Source organism: Methylorubrum populi (assembly GCF_002355515.1).
GTDB classification, from domain to species: domain Bacteria; phylum Pseudomonadota; class Alphaproteobacteria; order Rhizobiales; family Beijerinckiaceae; genus Methylobacterium; species Methylobacterium populi_A.
In genome coordinates, this window is sequence record NZ_AP014809.1 from 5,256,080 (window position 1) to 5,272,901 (window position 16,822).

Below are 16,822 nucleotides of genomic sequence, written 5' to 3' on the forward strand. Positions count from 1 at the left end.
CCTCTCCCGCCCTGCATCCGCAGGGCACCCTCCCCCGCAGAGGGGGGAGGGTTAAGGCGCCCGCCGCCGCCCTATCTACCGGGCACGGGACGCACGAAAATCACGCGAGGACGACCGAGATGAACCCGCTGAACGCCCTCTTCGCCGAGCACGAGCAGGCGGTCTGGCTCGACTTCGTGGCCCGCGGCTTCATCGCCAAGGGCGAACTCCAGGCGCTGGTGGAGAAGGACGACCTGCGCGGCGTCACCTCCAACCCCGCCATCTTCGAGAAGGCGATCGGCCACTCGGCCGAGTACGACGACAGCCTCAAGGCCGCCCTCGATCACAGCGACGCCCGCGTCATCGATCTCTACGAGGGGCTCGCCATCGCCGACATCCAGGCCGCGGCGGACGTGCTGCGCAAGGTCTACGACACGAGCGATGGCGCCGACGGCTATGTCAGCCTCGAGGTCTCGCCCTACCTCGCGCTCGACACCGAGGAGACCCTGAAGGAGGCGCGTCGCCTGCATCAGGCGGTGGGGCGCGACAATCTGATGGTCAAGGTGCCGGCCACGCCCGCCGGCCTGCCGGCGATCCGCCAGCTCACGGCGGAGGGCATCTCCGTCAACATCACCCTTCTCTTCTCGCAGAGCGTCTACGAGGAGGTGGCCAACGCCTTCATCGACGGCCTGACCGAGTTCGGTGCCAAGGGCGGCGACGTCTCGAAGGTCGCGTCTGTCGCGAGCTTCTTCATCAGCCGGATCGACAGCCTCGTCGATAAGCGCCTCGACGAGACCGGCGGCTACGAGGATCTGAAGGGCAAGGTGGCGATCGCCAACGCCAAGCTCGCCTACCAGCGCTACAAGCGGATCTTCTCGGGGGCGAAGTGGGCGGCCCTGGAGGCCAAGGGCGCCAAGGCGCAGCGCCTGCTCTGGGCCTCGACGGGCACCAAGAACAAGGCCTATTCCGACGTGCTCTACGTCGAGGAGTTGATCGGCAAGAACACCGTCAACACCATGCCGCCGGCCACCATGGACGCCTTCCGCGACCATGGCCGGGTGCGGGCGACGCTGGAAGAGAATGTCGGCGAGGCCGAGACCGTGATGGCGCGTCTCGCCGAGGCCGGGATCGACATCGAGGCGGTGGCGCGCCAGCTCGTCGAGGAGGGCGTGCAGCTCTTCGTCGATGCCGCCGACGCCCTGCTCGGCGCCGTCGCGGGAAAGCGCGCGGCGCTGCTCGACCACCGGCTCGACGCGCAGTCCTTCAAGTTCGACGACGCGCTCCAGGCGGCCACCGATAAGGCAATCGAATCCTGGCGCGCCAGCGGCGCGATCCGCCGCCTCTGGGCCCACGACAACACGGTCTGGACCGGCCGCGACGAGGACAAGTGGCTCGGCTGGCTGCGCATCGTCGAGGACGAGCTGGAGCGGGTCGATCTCTACGAGGGCTTTGCCGAGGAGATCCGCGCGGAAGGCTTCACCGACGCCGTCGTGCTCGGCATGGGCGGCTCCAGCCTCGGGCCGGAGGTGATCGCCGCGACCTACGGCCATCGCGAGGGCTATCCGCGGCTGCGCATCCTCGACTCGACCGATCCGGACGAGGTCCGCGCCGTCGAGGCCGCGGTGAACCTCGAGAAGACGCTGTTCATCGTCGCCTCGAAGTCCGGCTCGACCCTCGAGCCCAACGTCTTCCGCGACTACTTCCTCGGCCGGATGAAGGACGTGGTGGGGGCCGACAAGGCCGGCCGTCACTTCGTCGCCGTCACCGATCCCGGCTCGGCCATGGAGCGGGCCGCCAAGGACGACGGTTTCAGAAAAACCTTCCTCGGGGTGCCGCAGATCGGCGGCCGCTACTCCGTGCTCTCCGCCTTCGGCCTCGTGCCGGCCGCGGCGGCGGGCGTCGAGATCCGCGATTTCCTCGACAGCGCGCGCATGATGGTCCGCTCCTGCGGGCCGGCGGTGCCGCCCGCGGCCAATCCCGGCGTGCGCCTCGGCGCGGCGATGGGCGTCGCGGCCAAGGAGTTCGGGCGCGACAAGATCACGATCATCGCCTCGCCTGGCATCGACACCTTCGGTACCTGGGCCGAGCAGCTCATCGCCGAGTCGACCGGCAAGGAGGGCGTCGGCATCATCCCGGTCGAGGGCGAGCCGGTGGGCGTGCCGGCCGTCTACGGCGAGGACCGCCTGTTCGTGTATCTGCGCCTGGCAAGCCAGGCCGATGCGCGCCAGGACGAGGCGGTGAAGATCCTGGAGAGCGAGGCGCAGCCGGTGGTGCGCATCGACCTCGACAAGGCCGAGCAGCTTCCGCAGGAATTCTTCCGCTTCGAGATCGCCACGGCGGTGGCGGGTGCGGTGCTCGGCATCAACCCGTTCGACCAGCCCGATGTCGAGGCGAGCAAGATCGAGACGAAGAAGCTGTTTGCCAGCGCCGAGGAGACCGGCGCGCTGCCCGCCGAGACGCCGATCTTCGAGGACGACACCGTGGCGCTTTACGCCGATGCGGCCAACGCCGAGGCCCTGCGCTCCGGCGAGGGCTTCGAGGCGATCGTGGCCGCGCATCTCGCTCGGGTGAAGCCGTGCGACTACGTCGCCCTGCTGGCCTATGTCGAGCGCAACGAGGCGCATCACGCGGTGCTGCAGGAGGCCCGCCTCGCGGTCCGTGACGCGCGGCAGGTCGCGACCTGCCTGGAATTCGGCCCGCGCTTCCTCCATTCCACGGGACAGGCCTACAAGGGCGGTCCGGCCTCCGGCGTGTTCCTGCAGATCACCGCCGACCCGTCGGCCGACCTGCCGATCCCCGGGCGCAAGCTCGGTTTCAAGACGGTGATCGCGGCCCAGGCGCGGGGCGATTTCGCCGTGCTGTCCGAGCGCAAGCGCCGGGCGCTGAGAATCCACCTCAAGGGTGGTGATGTGTCCGGCGGCGTGAAGCGCGTCGCCGCGGCGATCAAGGCGGCGGTTGCCGGATAAGGCTTCCCCCCTCTTCCCGCGCGCAGGGAGAGGTCCGCAGGCACCCTGTTGTGCCTGCAGGAAGCGGAGGCGAGGCCGAAGCGATGGTGAGAGGACGGCTCCGTAAGGGGCTCCGCCTGAATCGCCCCCTCACTTTCGGTTGCGGCCTTGCCGCGCCGACGACGGGGCTGTCGCGGCCCTCTCCCCACAAGCGGGGGGAGAGGGCGACAATGGCGGCCGTCGCGATCCGTCTTCGAAAAAAGGTCAGTGCGTCAGCGGGCCGGGGATCGCGGCTTCGGCCTTCACCAGCAGCCTCTCCTCGTGGCGCTTCATGAAGAGCCACAGGGCGATTCCGCCGAAGACGACGAAGGCGAGAAGTGTGAGGCCCACGGGGCCGACGATGTGCTCGATGGAACGGCCGCAGGCATAGGCGCCGAAGCCCATGATGCCGGCCCAGGCGACGCCGCCGAGGCCATTGAACAGCATGAAGCGGCGGGCATCGAGCCGGTTCACGCCCGCGAGCACCGCCGCGTAGGCGCGCAGCATCGCGGTGAAGCGGCCGAAGAACACGATTTTCCCGCCATGCTCGCGGAACAGATATTGCCCGAGCTTCAGCCGGCCGTGGTCGAGGGCGATGAGGTGGCCGTAGCGCAGCAGCAGCGGCATGCCCCAGCGGCGCCCGACCCAGTAGCCGAGATTGTCGCCGAGGATCGCGGCGGCTGCGGCGGCGGCGACGATCAGGACGACGTTCAGGCTTCCGGTGCTGCCGGCATAGACGGCCGACGAGATCAGGATGGTCTCCCCCGGCATCGGTACCCCCGCGCTCTCCAGCGCGACGACGACGAAGACGGCGAGATAGCCGTAATGGGCGATGAGGTCGGCGATCGGAAGTCCCTGGAGGAAGGACATGGATGAAAGGGCTCCGCAGCACGTGGCGCGGCGCAGTCTGTCCACGAACGTGGCCGCAGCAGGGCGGCCCCGTCAGCCGGCGTCACTTACCTCGGCGAGAACCGGGGCCGCCGCGGGTGCCGGCTCCTCTCCCGCCGCGAGCGGCCAGCGGGCCGCGAAGGCGTCGTCCTCCGGCAGCGGCAGCAACCGTGCGAGGCCTTCCGAGATCCCGAACAGGATCGGGTTCGTCGAGAGACCGGAGCCGGGCGGGTGAAGGCGCGTGGTGTCGATCATGACAGGTGCCGGGGTCGAAGCGCCGGGGCGGGAGTGCCTATAAGCCTTCCGACGCCCGAGGGTTGCACGAACCTGTCGATCTTCGTGACATGCGGCACGTCGGCTACAGCCCGCCGCGCGGTCCGTTCTCCCTCTCGCCCTCAGCCCGCCTTGAGGAACTTCTCGACGCTGGCGCCAAGGCCCGCGGAATGCGCCGAGAGATCGCTGGCGATGGCGCGGACCGCCTCGACATGGCCGCCGGTGGCGTCCGCCGCCGAGGACACGCCGACGATGTTGCCGGACATCTCGTGGGTCGAGGCCGCTTGCTCCTCCACCGCGCTCGCCATGGCGAGCGTCAGCCCGGAGAGGTCCGTCACCGCCGCGGTGATGGTGCCGATGGCCTCCACCGCCTCGCCCGTAGCGCCCTGGATCGCGGCGATCTGCCCGGAGATCTCGCCGGTCGCCCGGGCCGTCTGCTCGGCCAGGGCCTTCACCTCGGCGGCCACCACGGCGAAGCCGCGGCCGGCGGCGCCCGCCCGCGCCGCCTCGATAGTGGCGTTGAGGGCGAGCAGGTTGGTCTGGTCGGCGATCGAGCGGATCATCGCCACCACCGCATCGACCTTGCCGGCGTTCTCGGCGAGGCGGCGGACGGTGAGATCGGTCGTCTCGGCCTGGGCCGCGATCCGCTGGGCACGTTCGGAGACCCGTCCGACCTGCCCCGAGATCTCTTGGATCGAGGCGGTCATCTGTGCCGAGCCCGCCGCCACCGAGGCGGCGCGCTGCCGGGCGTCCTCCGCCGAACGCGCCAGCCCCGCGGCGGAGAGCTGCATCTCCTCGACCGCGTTGCCGACCGCCGCGACGACGCGGGAGACCTCCGCCTCCATCTCCACCTGCGCGGTCGCCACCGCCCAGGTCATCATGGGGCCGAGGTAGCGCCCATCAGGCCCGTTGATCGCCGAGACGCGCAAGTCGAGCGTCTCCGGTCCCACCTTGATCCGGGCGCGATGCGGCAGGCGGCTCGCATCCGCGAGCATGGCCCGCTGATGATGCGGGTTCTTATGAAACACATCGAAGGACTGTCCCAGCATCTGTGAGACCCTGATCGGCAGATGCTGCTCGATCGTCCCGAGCGTCGTGCGCGAGGTCGCGTTCAGGTAGTTGATCTTGAAGTCGTCGCGCGGATCCGCGGTCATGACCGCGATGGGCATGCCGTCGATCATCGTCATCAGGCGGTTGGTTTCGTTCTTCTTGGCCGTGATGTCGGTGGCAAACTTCATCACCCGGACCGGCTTGCCCTCCGCGTCGAGAACGGCGTTGTAGGTCGCTTCCAGCCAGACCCGGCGGCCGGCCCTGTCGAGCCGCGCGAACTCGCCGGCGGCGTAGCGGCCGGCGCGCAGATTGTCCCAGAAGGCAGCGTATTCGGGGCTCGCACCGTAGTCCGGATCGACGAAGATGCGGTGGTGCCTGCCCTGGATCTCGTCGAGCGCGTAGCCTGCGACCGAGAGGAAGTTCTGGTTCGCGCTCAGGATCGTGCCGTCCATGGCGAATTCGATCGTGGCGAGCGAGCGGTCGAGCTTGGCCTGTGCGTCGTTGTGCTTCGGCATGCGAAACATGGAAGGGCCCCCGTGACGAGATCTCCCTCCATCCGCGCTGTCATGAAGAGTGATCCGAGTCGTAGATGAGATGCCGGCCTCGGGTCGAGGTTATCCGATGACTCTCGATAACCGATCTCGGGTTGGAAACTAAGCCACATTCTTAAATTTACAGTTAATGTTGCAAGTTTTGCTTTCGTAAGGCGGCGGATAACACTGCCGGGCTGGAGGTGGTGACTGATCCGTAACTGACGATTTGCCTGATAAATAACAAAACATGTGAAGGCATCGCGTTGGAAAAGTGCCTTCCTCTACAGGCTGTCGGCACCTGGAACCCTTCAGGTGCCGGGAGGATGGCCGCGTGCCGAGGGCGGGATGATGGGGCAGTGTCAGCCGCGCCGGCCGAGCTGGTCCAGCGGCACCGGCGCGGCGTGGGGCCGACTGCCGAGCATCGCATCGATCAGCGCCAGAACCTCCGCCCGGCCGACATTGGCCGCCGGCTCGAACGGGGTCCAGGTCTGGATGAAGTCGAGGCGCTCGAACACGTCGCGATAGCGGCGCAACTCGCTGACGGTCAGCGGCACCCCGCGCACGAAGGCCTTGTGCGCCGAGATCGTCAGCGCCCGGCGGAAGTCGTCCGGGTCGAGCTCGAACTTGAGGGCGTCGCCGCAGAAGCAGATCTTTCGCTTCCGGTCGAACAGCACGGCGTGGCCGTCGAAATGACCCGCCGTCCGGTGCAACTCCAATCCGGGCAGGGGTTCCAGGAAGTCGTCGTAGGGCCAGGACACCTGAAGCGCCGCGCTCCAGGTGAAGTCGGCGGCCGGCAGGCAGAGTTCCGGGTCGAACCGGTCCTGGAGCTGCACCAGCGCGCCGTAGGAATGCGGATGGGAGGCCGAGAGCACCTGCATGCCCCCCAGCCGCTCGATCTGGTCGAGTGCGGCCTCGCTGAAGACGGGGCAGCCCTCGAAGCCCATATTCCCGTTCTCGGTCCGGATCAGGTAGGCGCTCGGGCCGATGCCGGAGACCGGCTCGTTCCAGAAGCGCCAGACACCCGGCTCCAGCTCCTCCCAGTGGCAGGGGAACGCGTCCTGCGCCTCCTGCGCGGTGCGGAAGCGCCAGCCGTCCTGCGGCACGACGTGGCGGGCGTCCAGGCACATCGGGCAATGCGGCGGCACCTCGAAGTGGCGCTGCCAGAAACCGCAATTGTCGCAGGTGTAGGAGGGCAGCTTCAGGGCGCCCGCGAAGGGCAGATAACCGGGCACGGGCAAACCTGCTTGGAAAAAAAGAGAACGGCCGGAAGCTAGTGCTCCCGGCCGCAATCTCATCCCCAGTCGCGCTTTCTGCCGCGCGTCCGGCCGGGTGGTGCCTCAGCCGTGGGCCGGGGCCCCGTTCGGCTCGCCGTGCGAGTCCCTCCCGTGCGGATCCTTGCCGCGCTTGCGGCCGATCCAGATCACCGTCTTGCGGATCACGACGTAGAAGACCGGCGTTAGGAACAGGCCGAAGAAGGTCGCGCCGATCATTCCGAAGAACACCGCCGTGCCGAGCGCCTGGCGCATCTCTGCGCCGGGGCCCGTGGCGATGACGAGCGGCAGCACGCCGAGGATGAAGGCGAAGGCCGTCATCAGGATCGGGCGCAGGCGCAGGCGGCAGGCCTGGACGGCGGCGTCCACCGGCCCCTTGTGCTCGCTCTTCTCGATGTCGTGCGCGAACTCCACGATCAGGATCGCGTTCTTCGCGGCCAGGCCGATGAGCACGATGAGACCGATCTGGGTCAGGATGTTGTTGTCCTGTCCCCTCAGCTGCACCCCGAACAGCGCGGCGAGCACGCCCGTCGGCACCACCAGCAGGATCGCCAGCGGCAATGCCCAGGACTCGTATTGTGCCGCGAGCACGAGGAAGACGAGGAGCACGCCGAGCGCGAAAACGTAGATCGCCGTGCCGCCCGCCGCCTTCTGCTGGAAGGCGATCTCGGTCCAGTCGTAGGAGTAGCCCTCGGGCAGGGCCCGCTTGGCGATCTCCTCCATCGTGTCGAGCGCCTGACCGGTCGAGACACCGGCCTGTGCCACGCCCTGCAGCGGCACCGAGTAGTACAGGTTGAACCGCTGCACGATCTGCGGGCCGGCGATGTCGCGGATCGAGGCCAGCGTGCCCATCGGCACCAGGGCACCGGTGGAGGAGCGCACCTTGAGCTGCTCGATGTCGCGCCGCGACATGCGATAGATCGCATCACCCTGCACGCGCACCTGATAGATGCGGCCGAGGGTGTTGAAATCGTTGACGTAGGCGCCGCCGAGCGCCGTCTGCACGGTCGAGAAGACGTTGGCCAGCGGCACGTTCAGCATGCGCGCGATGGTGCGGTCGATGTCGAGGTAGAGCTGCGGCGTGTCGTTGCTGAAGGTCGTGAAGACCCGCGTCACGTCCTTGCTCTGGTTGGCCTGCCCCATCACCTCGCCGGCCGCCGCGAGCAGCGGGCCGATTTCGGAGGACTGACGGCTCTCGATCTGCATCTTGAAGCCGCCGCCCTGGCCGAGGCCGCGCACCGGCGGCGGCGGGATGACGATGACTCTCGCCTCCTGGATGCCGGCGGTCGCCTTCATCACGTCGCCGGTGATCACCGCCGCGCTGCGCCCCTGCGCCGCCCGCTCCTTGGCGTTCTTGAGGGTGAGGAACATCACCGCCGCGTTGGTGGTGTTGGTGAAGGTGGCGCCGTCGAAGCCGGCGATGATGACGGTGTTGGTGATGCCGTCGATCTTGCGGGCGATGGCGGCAGCCCGGTTCACCACCTCCGTGGTGCGGTCGAGCGAGGAGCCCGAGGGCAGCTGCACGACGCCGATGAGGTAGCCCTGGTCCTGATCCGGGATGAAGCCCGTCGGCGTGGTCTGGGCGAGGTGCAGCGTGCCGGCGATCACGCCCGCGTAGACGAGCAGCATCGCGATCACGCCGACCACGGTGCCGGTCAGCACGCGGATGGTGTGGCCGTAGACGTTCGACAGCCAGTCGAAGCCGCGGTTGAACAGGTGCGCCAACCAGTTGACGAAGCGCGTCAGGAAGAATTTCGGCGGCTTATGCTCGTGGTGCGGCTTCAGGAGCAGCTTGCAGAGCGCCGGCGAAAGGGTGAGCGAGTTGAAGGCCGAGATGATGGTCGAGGCCGCGATGGTGAGCGCGAACTGTTTGTAGAACTGGCCCGAGATGCCGGGGATGAAGGCGGTCGGGATGAACACCGCCGCGAGCACCAGCGCGATGGCGATGACCGCGCCGCCCACCTCGTCCATGGTCTTGTGGGCCGCCTCGCCGGGCGAGAGCCCGTCGGCCATGTTGCGCTCGACGTTCTCCACCACGACGATGGCGTCGTCGACGACGATGCCGATGGCGAGCACGAGACCGAACAGGGTGAGGTTGTTGAGCGAGAAGCCCAGCGCCGACATCACCGCGAAGGTGCCGACGAGGGACACGGGAATCGCGATCACCGGGATCAGCGCGGTGCGCCAGCTCTGGAGGAACACCAGCACCACGATCACGACGAGGAGGACCGCCTCGAACAGGGTCTTGTAGACCTCGTGGATCGATTCCTCGATGAACTCCGTCGGATTGTAGGCGATGCGGTACTCGACGTCCGGCGGGAAGTTCTTCTTGAGCTGCTCCATCGTCGCCTTGACCGATTCCGCGGCCTCGAGCGCGTTGGTGCCCGGCCGCTGGAAGGCGCCGATGCCGACCGCGGGCGTGTCGTTGAGGAAGGAGTTGGTGGTGTAGTCCTTCTGGCCCATCTCGACGCGGGCGATGTCGCGCACGCGCACGAGGCGCCCGTCGCTCGCCTTGACGATGACGTCGGCGAACTCTTCCGGCGTCTGGAAGCGCCCCTGTGACTGCACCACGAGCTGGAAGGCGGCGCCGGGCGCGGCGGGAGGGCCGTTGAGCTGCCCGGCCGCGACCTGAACGTTCTGCTCCTGCAGCGCGCTCGTCACGTCGGTGGTGGTCAGGCCGTAGGCGGCCATCTTCTGCGGGTCGATCCAGATGCGCTCGGCGTACTCGTTGCCGCCGAAGATCGAGATGTCGCCGACGCCGTCGAGGCGCAGCAGCTCGTCGCGGATGTTGAGGTAGATGTAGTTGGCCAGATAGTTCTGGTCGTAGGTGCGCTTGGGCGAGAGAAGGTGCACGACCAGCATCAGGTCGGGCGAGGCCTTGCGCACGGTCACGCCGAGGTTGCGCACGTCCGGCGGCAGGCGCGGCTGCGCCACCGAGAGCCGGTTCTGCACGAGCACGTTGGCGATATCGAGGTTGGTGCCGACCTTGAAGGTCACGGTCAGCAGCATGGCGCCGTCGTTGGTCGACAACGACGTCATGTAGAGCATGTTGTCGACGCCGTTGATCTCCTGTTCCAGCGGCGTCGCGATCGTGGCGGCCACGGTCTCGGCGTTGGCGCCGGGGAAGCTCGCGCGCACGGTCACGGTCGGCGGCACGATCTCGGGATATTGCGAGACCGGCAGCTTCTCGTAGGCGACGAAGCCGAGGATCAGGAACACGATCGACGTGACCGAGGCGAAGATCGGCCGGTCGACGAAGAAATGGGCGAAACGCATCGTTCAAACCTCTCGCCGGCCGGTGCGCGCGCTGGCGCGACCCGTGCGGCTTGCCGTCTGCGTCCAGGCCGGCGCCGCCCGGTCGGTCCGGGAGCGCCGGCGCTCGAATCTTTCTCGTCCGCTCTCCGCCTCGCCCCCGCGACGGCGCGGCATCACCGCGGCCTTACTTCTTCGTCGGCGGCAACTCGACCGTCTCGGGCTTCACCTGCGCCCCCGGGCGGACCTTGGCGACGCCGTTGATGACCACGAGTTCGTCGCCCTTCAGGCCGTCGCGGACCACGCGGTAGCCGTCGACGATCGGTCCGAGCTTCACCGTCCGCGCGGAGACCTTGTCGCCCTCGCCGAGCACGTAGACGATGCGCTTGTCCTGGTTGGCCGAGACCGCCTCGTCGGGAATCAGGATGCCCTGGAACGGCTTGGTCGCGGGCATCGCGACGATGCCGAACAGGCCCGGCTTGATGAACTCGTCCGGGTTCTCGACCGTGGCGCGCAGGAGCATCGTGCCGGTCTGGTAGTCGACCCGGTTGTCGACGAAGTCGAGCGTGCCCTTGCGGGTCGGCTTCTCTTCGCCGGACAGGGCGATCAGCACCGGAGCGCCCTTGCCGCGCTGCATCTGGCCCATGCCGATGCCGAGCGAGCCCTGGTACTTCAGGAACGAGCGCTCATCGACGTTGAAGCCGAAATAGATCGGATCGAGCGAGACGATCCGGGCCAGGATCGTCTGGTCGGTGCTGACGATGTTGCCCTCGGTGACGAGGCGCTGGCTGATCCGTCCGTTGATCGGCGACTTCACTTCCGTGAAGTCGTAGTTGAGCTGGGCATTGCGAAGCGCCGCCTCGGCGCTGTCCACGTCGGCCTGGGCGGTTTGCGAGGCCTGCCGGCGCTGATCGGTGACCTGCTCGGAGATGTTGCCGCCGCGCGAGAGGACCTGGGCACGCTCCAGGTCGGTCTGGGTGAAGGAGAGGCGCGCCTTGGCGGAGACCAGCGCCGCCTGGGCCTGCTCCAGCGTCGCCTTGTAGGGCCGGCGGTCGATGACGAAGAGCACGTCGCCCTTCTTCACGTTGGCGCCGTCCTGGAACATGATCTTGTCGAGGTAGCCGGTCACCCGGGCGCGGACCTCGACGAACTCGATCGGGTCGAAGCGGCCGGTATACTGGTCCTGCTCGATGATCTCCCGCACCACCGGTTTCGCAACGGTCACGCCGGGGGGCGGCGCGCCCGGCATCTGCGCGCCGGCCGGCCCGGCACCCAGCAGCGCGGAGGCGATCAGCGGTGTGACGAGAAGAAGAGGCCTGAGGCTACGCATCATTCGGTTCCCTGCATGGCGCGGCCTAGTCCCGGCAACCGGATGTGGGGCGTGCGCCCGCGCACATGACGGCCATTTTCGGAAGGAACGCTGAGGCACGCTGCGGCGCAGACCTGCCCGATCTACGCTTCAATCGGTTCGCCCGCGGCGTACCAATCCTTGAACGCGCCCGCGTAATGCTCGCTGAGGTCGAGCCCCGACTGCTGCGCTGCGGCGATCGCGTGAATCGAACGGACCCCCGAGGCGCAGGAGAAGACCGGCCGGCGGCCATCCGCCTCGATCAGCGCCTTCAGCGCCGCGGCATCGAAGGTCGAGAGCGGGTGCGAGACGGAACCGGGGATGTGCCCGCGGGCGAATTCGTGATCCTCCCGCACGTCGATGAGCAGCAGCGAGCCGTCCGCCAAGCCCCGCTTGACCGTCTCGCGGTCGAGGTCGACCACCTTCATCGCAACCGATCTTTCCAGAGGGAAGCCGCCGCGAATGGGCGGTTCGAAACGCGTAGGGTTGTCTTAAGTCGTCTCGCCCGTGCGGCGCAACATCGGGACGGCCGCCTCCGGCAGGTCGGCGAGCGCCGCATCGACGCGGGCGAAATGCGCGCTCCAACCCGGCGGTTCGTATCCGGCGAGGCGGCCGGCCAGCTCCGCCCGGAGTTCGGAGCCGGGCTCGCTCAGGGCCTGGACGGCCTGCCTCCAGCCCGGGCCGTCCAGCGGATCGAGGAAATGAGCGAAGCGCCCGGCGATCTCGCGGTGGACCGGGATATCGGAGGCCACGACAGGAAGGCCGCTCGCCGCCGCCTCCACCACCGGCAGCCCGTAGCCCTCGATGAAGGAGGGCATCAGCAGGGCGGTGGCGCCGCGCATCAGGGCTGCCAGGCCGTGGGTCGACAGGCCGACCACCTCGCTCACATGGGGACGCAGGGCCGGGCAGCGGTCGAGCATGTCGGCGACGTTCTCGATCTCCCAGCCGCGACGTCCGACGAGGACGAGGCGCGGCGTCGCCGGGCCCATGCGCCCGGCGAGATCGCGCCAGAGGTTGAGCAGCAGAAGGTGGTTCTTGCGCGGCTCAATCGTGCCGCAGACGAGGAGGACCGGCCGCGCGAGCCCCGGCAGGTCCGCCGCGCCGGGGCTGCCCGAAAAGACCGGCTCGACGCCGAGAGGGGCAACGGTCACCGGTTTGGCGCCCAGGCCGAGCCGGCGCGCATAGTCGGTGAAGCGGGCGCCGACATCGCCCGAATTGACGAGCACGTGCGCGGCGTGCCGCGCGACGGTCTCCATCCGCAGCGCGTGGCGCTCCGCCTCTCCCGGCCGGCCGTATTCCGGGTGGGAGATCGGGATCAGGTCGTGGACGAAGAAGACCGGCCGGATGTCGCGCCGATCGTAGAGCCAGTCGAAGCGTTCGGGTCGGTCGAGCCGTAGATGCGAGGTGTGCAGGTAGATCGTGCCGTCAGGCAGCCGCTCGGCGCCGCCGGAGCGCAGCACCCGCAGGGCGGTCTCGGCCTGGAGGCGGCGCCGGTCGAGGCCGCCCTCTCCCCGGCTTTTGCCGACGCGCCGCGGCCGGCGCTCGTCGGTGGCCGGATCGGCGGCGAGCGATGCCGCGAGCGCTTGGAAGACCGGATCGGCGTCGGCCGTAACGTCCTCGACCCAGCCCTCGGCGACCGCCTCGACGATGCCGCGCGCCGTGTCCCGGTCGAGGACGCGCGGACCCAGGGCCGTCGAGACGAGACCGAAGCGCGTGCCGGGCGCGCCCCCGGACAGGACGTGCCGGGCATAGGCGAGATCGACCCTGTCGATGCCGGTCGGGCTGGCATGCCGGAGCCGGGTGATGAGGCGGGTCAGGTCGATGGCGAGGCAGGCGTGCATGGGCCGCTGCATAGACCGGAACCCATGACCCTGGCGACCGGCGCCGATCCCGCGTCTCGGGCCTAATGAGACTGAGGCTCGGCGCAGCTATGGCTCGCGATTTCCCGTGCCACCTCCATCAGGAGGACGTCCACGAGCTGGCGCAGCCGCGGGCTGCCGCTCGCATCGATCGCCCGGCGCGCCGCGATGAGGAGTTCGGCCGCCTCGTCGATGGCGTCCGCCGCGGCCGCACTCTTCAACTCGCACAAGGTCCGCGTCTCGGCACCGGCCTCGGCAACCTCGACCAGGGTCCCCTCCCCGCGCGTGGGGTGGCGGCGCGCATCCCGATGGATCCGGCCGCGGCACCGAACCTGGCGCGCGGGTTCGGACGAGGATGCGACCCAGAGATCGACCGCGACGTCGTCGTCCTGCTCGGCGGCACGGGCCACCTCGCAGAGGAAGCGGGCAGCCTCCGGCGCGGCGAGGCCGGCGGTCGCCTGCTCGCTGCGCAGGGGGCGCCCCGCAAGGCGGACATCGCCCGCCATGAGTCCGGCCGCCCCCCCGTCGAGGTGGAAGTAGCCGGTTTCCGGATCCCATTCCCAGGTTCCGACGCTCTCGGATTTCGCCAGCGTCCGAACGAGCGCCGGGGCTGTTCCGAGCCGGGTGTCACTGCGTCTGCGTTTCAAGGTACTTACTCCCCGCGCGGGATGCGTCAGGCTGATGAGGTGTTCCGGCGCCGCAGCGACCGTGCCGCGGCGCCTGTATCGGTCGCTTCGTGTCTCGGGAGACGCGTCTCAGGAGGCGAGACGAGCGACGCTCGCCCGCGGCGGCGCCAGGACGGAGCGGATGTCGCCGCGCTTGGTCTGGAGCTGGCGCAGCGACCGGCGGTCGAAGGCCGCTTCCACTGCGACGATCTCCTCGCCCTCGATCTCGTGCGGCAGGCCGAGGGGGATGGCGCGCAGATGCAGCTGCAGCAGGCGCAGGATCCAGCTCGTCGGCATCTCGGAGACGAAGCTGGTGATGCCCCGCGGCAGGCCCCATTCGACGATCGCCGTCATCAGGGCGAGCGCCGTCGGGTTGAGCCGCCGGCCCGAGGTCCGCGCGCTCTCGGCGACGCAGATGCGGCCCCACTCGACGATATGCGCACCCGACGGCGCCGTGCCCTCGCAGAGCTGCGGCAGCACCATCGGCAGCAGGTAGGGGCGCGTCGTCGGCAGCAGGCGCGAATAGCCGATGACGGTCTCGCCCTCGTCGAGAGCGAGCAGGTGGACGGCGTGCTCGTCGTCGAACTCGTCGATCTCGCGCCGGTCGGGCCGGGCGAGGTTGGACCAGCCCAGCTCCTCGACGAAGACCCGGTGCCTCAGACGGAAGGCCTGGTCCAGGGCGCCGGCATAGTCCTGCATGTTCTCAGCGGTCACGACATGAATCATCGGAACACCTCTTCGTAAACCTGAGGTGTTCGTCCCAAATTCAGCCCGACGGCGGCACTACGAGAACCCGTAGGTTTTCGTGCGATGAGACGCGCGGTCCGAGAGATGAGGCCAGTCGTGAGCGCGCACGCCGATACGGTAAGAGTCGCGCCGCGGCGATCTCTATCTTGGATTGTATGTCGAAGACAATACAGAGTGCGCCGATCGACGAGAGAATCGGCTTGAGCCTACCGACGCGAGCGATCGAGCCTCCGCACGGATCGCTCCACCCATGATGCCTCGAAGGTCCGTGGGTGATGTCTTCGAACCGAGGGGCCCTTCCGGGTAGCGCATCGGAGCGAATGCGCCGACATTCAATTTTGCATTGTCTTTCCCGAAAACCGGACCACAGCTTGTCGGGTCGATGCCCTGCGCCCGTTAGAGCATCATCCCGAAAGGTGGTTTCCGGTTTTCGGAAAAAGATGATGCAAAAACAAAAGCCTAGCGCATCGTGCTGGATCCGATTTCCAGCACGATGCGCTAGCGCGCGGATCCTTGAGCGAGCGGCGCCTCGCGCGCGCGCCGGCTCTCCGGACGCGGAGAGACCCGACGCTCGTGGAGCGGGCGGCCGGTATCGCTCGCGATGCCGTCGGGTCCGGTCAGACGATCAGGCCGCGCCGGAATCCCTCGGCGACCGCCTGCGTGCGGGAGATGCATCCGAGCTTCATCCGGGCCGAGCGCAGGTGGAAATCGACGCCGTGCCGGGAGATGCCCATCAACTCACCGATCTCCCAATCTGTCTTTCCCTCGGCGACCCATTGCAGGCTCTCGCGCTCGCGCGGCGTCAGTCCCATCCGGCGCTCGCTGGGTCCGTTGTCGATGAGCAGCGTCTGCCCGACCACGTAGGAGGCGATCAGAGTCAGCATCCCGCGCTGCCCCGGGCTGATATCGAGCTGACGGCCGGCGAAGGTCAGGCCGCCCCGCTCCTCCTCGAGCGTGGCCAGCGGCACGGTGAAGCCGTCGCCGAGGCCGAACTCGCCCGCCTCGTTCATCACCTGCCGCGCGCGGAGATCGAGGCCGCCCGCCGGTTCTATCTCCGACCACCGAAAGCCGGTCGTGCTGGACAAGGTCGTCTGCACGATCGGATCAGTATACATATAGCCTTTCGAGAAATAGAGCCGGTTCCACTCGTCCGAAGTATTCTCCAGTATCACGTAATTCTTTTGAGTGCGTGCCGGAAGGCGTTTCTGCGGGATCATGGCTGAGATAATATAATCAATACCGAGCGTGTTCAGCCTCGGCATGATCGCCCGCAGGATATCCTCGCGCGAATGCGCTCGATCGAGCGATTTGAGGATTTCCAACGTGAGGTCGAGTGATTTTCTAGACATGGCCAAGCAAAACTATCGCTCTCGCATCACGATAAGTCTCTCGGTCGCCTTTGAGAAGAGCAATCGAAAATTTCCTTTAGGTTGCTTCATCGGGAGCGCGCCGAGGCGCTTGGCGCGGACGGCCGAGGCATCTTCCTGTCTGCCGTCGTGCTTGATGCCGTGGGGGCGAACAATGCGCCGTGTCAATGTCGCAGGAACAATGCACCTTTGCCCACAGCCTCGGCGCGGCCGCGCAGGATCGTGCCTCGGCGTCCCAAGCATGCGGCAGGGGTTGCGCTGCCCGAAGCGGACGGCTATGAGCCGCAAGCCCGGCAAGGGTATCGGAGTGTAGCGCAGCCCGGTAGCGCACCTGTCTGGGGGACAGGGGGTCGTCGGTTCAAGTCCGGCCACTCCGACCATCATTCTGCAACGGCTTAGGGCTGCTTCAGCCTTCTTGATCTGCCGCCGTTTCGCAGACCCTCTCGCAAGTTCCTGTTCGAGCGGCCTTCGGGGCTCGCTGTCGGCGATTCGGCCTGATCAGGGCCGATCGACGACCGCCGAGGGAGGTGGGCGTCACTCCTGCCGCCGGATGCGGAGCCGATCCACCGTCAACTCGCCGATCTCCAAGCGGCCGATCCGAGCTCG

12 protein-coding genes and 1 tRNA gene are annotated in these 16,822 nt (G+C 68.1%); 2 read left to right on the top strand and 11 right to left on the bottom strand.

Annotated elements, in window-relative coordinates; translation table 11 throughout:
- Positions 1-119: 119 nt before the first annotated feature.
- The gene (locus tag MPPM_RS24460) at positions 120-2,945 is read left to right on the top strand and encodes a bifunctional transaldolase/phosoglucose isomerase (protein ID WP_096487294.1); all 2,826 of its coding nucleotides are present in this window, start codon (positions 120-122) and stop codon (positions 2,943-2,945) included.
- 243 nt (positions 2,946-3,188) lie between these two features.
- Here the strand turns inward: MPPM_RS24460 and MPPM_RS24465 are convergent, their stop codons facing one another.
- The 11 genes from MPPM_RS24465 to MPPM_RS24515 form a co-directional block, all read right to left on the bottom strand.
- Positions 3,189-3,833 carry a DedA family protein gene (locus tag MPPM_RS24465; RefSeq protein WP_096487295.1) on the bottom strand — a complete coding sequence of 215 codons (645 nt, stop codon included), beginning with the start codon at positions 3,831-3,833 and terminating at the stop codon, positions 3,189-3,191.
- Positions 3,834-3,905: 72 nt separating this feature from the next.
- The gene (locus MPPM_RS24470) at positions 3,906-4,106 is read right to left on the bottom strand and encodes a hypothetical protein (RefSeq protein ID WP_096487296.1); all 201 of its coding nucleotides are present in this window, start codon (positions 4,104-4,106) and stop codon (positions 3,906-3,908) included.
- A gap of 140 nt (positions 4,107-4,246) precedes the next feature.
- Positions 4,247-5,698, bottom strand: a complete 1,452-nt coding sequence (locus MPPM_RS24475; protein WP_096487297.1) for a methyl-accepting chemotaxis protein — start codon at positions 5,696-5,698, stop codon at positions 4,247-4,249.
- A gap of 368 nt (positions 5,699-6,066) precedes the next feature.
- Complete coding sequence (locus MPPM_RS24480) at positions 6,067-6,939, bottom strand: MBL fold metallo-hydrolase (RefSeq protein ID WP_096488016.1); 873 nt, start codon at positions 6,937-6,939, stop codon at positions 6,067-6,069.
- A 105-nt stretch (positions 6,940-7,044) separates the two neighbouring features.
- Complete coding sequence (locus tag MPPM_RS24485) at positions 7,045-10,254, bottom strand: efflux RND transporter permease subunit (RefSeq protein WP_096487298.1); 3,210 nt, start codon at positions 10,252-10,254, stop codon at positions 7,045-7,047.
- A 163-nt stretch (positions 10,255-10,417) separates the two neighbouring features.
- Positions 10,418-11,560 (bottom strand): efflux RND transporter periplasmic adaptor subunit, encoded by a 1,143-nt coding sequence (locus MPPM_RS24490; protein WP_173807950.1) that lies wholly within the window; start codon positions 11,558-11,560, stop codon positions 10,418-10,420.
- Between the two features lie 122 nt (positions 11,561-11,682).
- Positions 11,683-12,006 carry a rhodanese-like domain-containing protein gene (locus tag MPPM_RS24495; protein WP_096487300.1) on the bottom strand — a complete coding sequence of 108 codons (324 nt, stop codon included), beginning with the start codon at positions 12,004-12,006 and terminating at the stop codon, positions 11,683-11,685.
- Between the two features lie 63 nt (positions 12,007-12,069).
- Positions 12,070-13,431 carry a glycosyltransferase family 4 protein gene (locus tag MPPM_RS24500; protein ID WP_096487301.1) on the bottom strand — a complete coding sequence of 454 codons (1,362 nt, stop codon included), beginning with the start codon at positions 13,429-13,431 and terminating at the stop codon, positions 12,070-12,072.
- A 50-nt stretch (positions 13,432-13,481) separates the two neighbouring features.
- Positions 13,482-14,084, bottom strand: a complete 603-nt coding sequence (locus MPPM_RS24505) for a hypothetical protein (RefSeq protein ID WP_244573402.1) — start codon at positions 14,082-14,084, stop codon at positions 13,482-13,484.
- Between the two features lie 108 nt (positions 14,085-14,192).
- Positions 14,193-14,828, bottom strand: a complete 636-nt coding sequence (locus tag MPPM_RS24510) for an acyl-homoserine-lactone synthase (protein ID WP_096487302.1) — start codon at positions 14,826-14,828, stop codon at positions 14,193-14,195.
- Positions 14,829-15,466: 638 nt separating this feature from the next.
- On the bottom strand, positions 15,467-16,171 hold the full coding sequence (locus MPPM_RS24515) for an autoinducer binding domain-containing protein (protein ID WP_244573403.1): 705 nt from the start codon (positions 16,169-16,171) through the stop codon (positions 15,467-15,469).
- Positions 16,172-16,519: 348 nt separating this feature from the next.
- Between MPPM_RS24515 and MPPM_RS24520 the strand changes: the two genes are divergently transcribed.
- Positions 16,520-16,596, top strand: a tRNA-Pro gene (locus MPPM_RS24520).
- Positions 16,597-16,822: the final 226 nt, after the last annotated feature.

Excerpts from the sequence above, each read along its gene's own strand:
- MPPM_RS24475 (WP_096487297.1), bottom strand. The coding sequence starts at position 5,698 with ATGTTTCGCATGCCGAAGCACAACGACGCACAGGCCAAGCTCGACCGC.
- MPPM_RS24465 (WP_096487295.1), bottom strand. The coding sequence starts at position 3,833 with ATGTCCTTCCTCCAGGGACTTCCGATCGCCGACCTCATCGCCCATTAC.
- MPPM_RS24500 (WP_096487301.1), bottom strand. The coding sequence starts at position 13,431 with ATGCAGCGGCCCATGCACGCCTGCCTCGCCATCGACCTGACCCGCCTC.
- MPPM_RS24460 (WP_096487294.1), top strand. The coding sequence starts at position 120 with ATGAACCCGCTGAACGCCCTCTTCGCCGAGCACGAGCAGGCGGTCTGG.
- MPPM_RS24495 (WP_096487300.1), bottom strand. The coding sequence starts at position 12,006 with ATGAAGGTGGTCGACCTCGACCGCGAGACGGTCAAGCGGGGCTTGGCG.
- MPPM_RS24470 (WP_096487296.1), bottom strand. The coding sequence starts at position 4,106 with ATGATCGACACCACGCGCCTTCACCCGCCCGGCTCCGGTCTCTCGACG.
- MPPM_RS24485 (WP_096487298.1), bottom strand. The coding sequence starts at position 10,254 with ATGCGTTTCGCCCATTTCTTCGTCGACCGGCCGATCTTCGCCTCGGTC.
- MPPM_RS24510 (WP_096487302.1), bottom strand. The coding sequence starts at position 14,828 with ATGATTCATGTCGTGACCGCTGAGAACATGCAGGACTATGCCGGCGCC.
- MPPM_RS24490 (WP_173807950.1), bottom strand. The coding sequence starts at position 11,560 with ATGCGTAGCCTCAGGCCTCTTCTTCTCGTCACACCGCTGATCGCCTCC.